The sequence below is a fragment of the uncultured Granulicatella sp. genome, from assembly GCF_963521425.1.
Lineage (GTDB): Bacteria > Bacillota > Bacilli > Lactobacillales > Aerococcaceae > Granulicatella.
The window spans coordinates 1-2,624 of sequence record NZ_CAUQUN010000051.1 but is presented as its reverse complement, the minus strand read 5'-3'; the positions used below and the strand labels follow the sequence as shown (position 1 = coordinate 2,624).

Annotated in this window: 2 protein-coding genes and 1 pseudogene; all 3 read right to left on the bottom strand. The window is 35.3% G+C overall.

What is annotated here, in order from left to right:
• Positions 1-497, bottom strand: a pseudogene (locus tag RWO76_RS08800) (Asp-tRNA(Asn)/Glu-tRNA(Gln) amidotransferase GatCAB subunit B); the annotation flags it as partial.
• A gap of 13 nt (positions 498-510) precedes the next feature.
• Positions 511-1,971: an Asp-tRNA(Asn)/Glu-tRNA(Gln) amidotransferase subunit GatA gene (gatA, locus tag RWO76_RS08795; RefSeq protein ID WP_399543262.1), complete on the bottom strand. Its 1,461-nt coding sequence runs from the start codon at positions 1,969-1,971 to the stop codon at positions 511-513.
• A gap of 15 nt (positions 1,972-1,986) precedes the next feature.
• A complete protein-coding gene (gatC, locus tag RWO76_RS08790) occupies positions 1,987-2,277 on the bottom strand; it encodes an Asp-tRNA(Asn)/Glu-tRNA(Gln) amidotransferase subunit GatC (RefSeq protein WP_276749660.1) in 291 nt (96 codons plus the stop codon).
• Between the last annotated feature and the right edge of the window lie 347 nt (positions 2,278-2,624).

Below are 2,624 nucleotides of genomic sequence, written 5' to 3'. Positions count from 1 at the left end.
TAAGCATATGCTTCTTCTGGTGTTCTAATATCTGGCTCAGATACGATCTCAATAAGTGGTGTTCCTTGACGGTTAAGGTCTACTAGTGAATAACCATTTTTGTGAGTTAGTTTACCAGCATCTTCTTCAAGGTGAGCACGTGTAATACCGATACGTTTTGTTTCTCCGTTTACTTCGATATCAATCCATCCGTTTTCCCCGATTGGTTGATCGAATTGAGAGATTTGGTATGCTTTCGGGTTATCTGGATAGAAGTAGTTTTTTCTATCAAATTTTGACTCGCGAGCTACTGTCATGTTAAGAGCCATTGCAGCTTTCATTCCCCATTCTACCGCTCTTTTGTTTACTACTGGAAGTACCCCAGGGTATCCTAAGTCGATTACGTTAGTGTTAGTATTCGGTTCTGCACCAAAGTGAGCTGGAGATGGTGAAAATATTTTTGAATCTGTTTTTAATTCTACATGGACTTCTAGTCCAATTACTGTTTCAAAATGCATCTTGTTTCTCCTATTATAATTCTATTTTTTTATCGTGTAAATTGTAGTGTTGTTCGAAGTTGTACGCTACATCATACAATGTTGATTCTGCGAATGGTTTTGCGATTAATTGCATACCGATTGGACGTTTACCTTTGAATCCACATGGGATACTTAATCCTGGTAGACCAGCCATGTTAACTGGAATAGTCAGTATATCATTTGCGTACATTGTAACTGGGTCTCCGATTTCTTCTCCGATATTGAATGCAACTGTTGGAGCTGTTGGTCCGATGATTACATCGTATTCTTTGAATACTCTATCGAAATCTTCTTTGATTAAAGTACGAACCTGTTGCGCTTTTTTGTAGTATGCATCGTAATATCCTGAAGATAATACGTATGTTCCTAACATAATACGACGTTTAACCTCAGCACCAAATCCTTCTCCACGAGTCTTTTTGTAAATTTCTTCTAAGTTAGTTGCATTTGGACTTCTGTATCCGTAGCGAATCCCGTCAAAACGTGAAAGGTTTGAACTTGCTTCAGCTGATGCAATAATGTAGTATGTTGAGATAGCATAGTCAGTATTTGGAAGACTTACTTCTTCTACTATTGCTCCTTGGCTTTCTAGGTATTTTACACCATCAAGAACTGCTTTTTTAACATCTTCATCAATTCCTGCACCGAAGTATTCTTTCGGAAGGGCAATTTTTTTACCTTTAATATCTCCAGTAATAATTTTGCTGAATTCTGGTACTTCTACCGGTGCACTCGTCATATCATGAGCATCTAATCCAGAGATAATTTCTAGTACACGTGCATTGTCTTTTACCGTACGTGTCATTGGCCCGATTTGGTCAAGAGATGATGCAAAGGCAACAAGACCAAAACGTGATACACGTCCGTACGTTGGTTTAAGTCCAACAACACCACAGTATGATGCTGGTTGACGTACTGATCCACCAGTATCACTTCCTAGTGTAAAGCTAACTTGCCCTGCTGCTATAGCTGTCGCACTACCACCACTTGATCCTCCAGGTACTGCATCTAAGTCATGCGGGTTACGAGTAAGTTTGTAATAAGAGTTTTCTGTAGATCCTCCCATCGCGAACTCGTCCATGTTTAGTTTCCCCATAAGGATTGGATTTTCCGCATTAAGTTTATTCATTACTGTCGCATCGTAAATTGGATTAAATCCTTCCAAAATTTTTGATGCACATGTTGTTTGGATATCTTTTGTTACGATATTATCTTTGATTCCCATAGGAATACCGAATAATTTTCCAGTTGCTTCTCCACTTTCTTGGAGTTTATCCATAGCTTCTGCTTGCTTAAGTGCAATTTCTTCTGTAACTGTAATAAAAGATCCAACTTTTTCTTCAGTTGCTTTAATTCTGTCTAATGATTCTTTTACTAAATCACTTGGTTTAATTTCTTTATTTTTCAGTTTAAGTTCTAAACTTTCTATTGATTCATGTATTAAACTCATCAAATTATCTCCTTATTATTAATCTATGATAGTAGGTACTTTGAATTGACCTGCTTCTGTTTCGTGAGCATTTTTAAGAACTTCTTCTCTATCCATTCCTGGTTCTGCAACATCCTCACGGAAAACATTCACTAAGTCTAAAACGTGATATGTTGGTTTTACATTATCAGTTGGTGCACTGTTTACTTCGTTGAATAAATCTACAACTTTTTCTAATTTTTCAATGTATCCTGCAACTTCCTCTTCTTTGATTTCTAATCTTGAAAGATGTGCAATATGATTTACTTGTTCTCTTGTAATTGTTGACATATGTTCCTCCAATTTTGTATTGTTTTTCATTTACTTTATTTTAGCATAAAATCTATTATTAATTAGGTAATGCTATCAAGATTTTTTCCATTTATATAAATTAAAAAGTCCCACATAGTTAATTAAAACTACATGGGACGATTGCTAATTTCGTGGTGCCACCCTAATTCATATCAGAATACTGATACCTCAATAAAGTATATTTTATTTTATAAAAAGTGTTGCTTATTTCAATCATTTATATTTAATCTTTCAGCCTACGGATTAAACTCTCTTCTATATAGAAACATGAAATAAAAGTCTTTTTACTAAATTTGTTACGGTTATCTTATAATAATATACTATAC

Excerpts from the sequence above, each read along its gene's own strand:
- gatC (WP_276749660.1), bottom strand. The coding sequence starts at position 2,277 with ATGTCAACAATTACAAGAGAACAAGTAAATCATATTGCACATCTTTCA.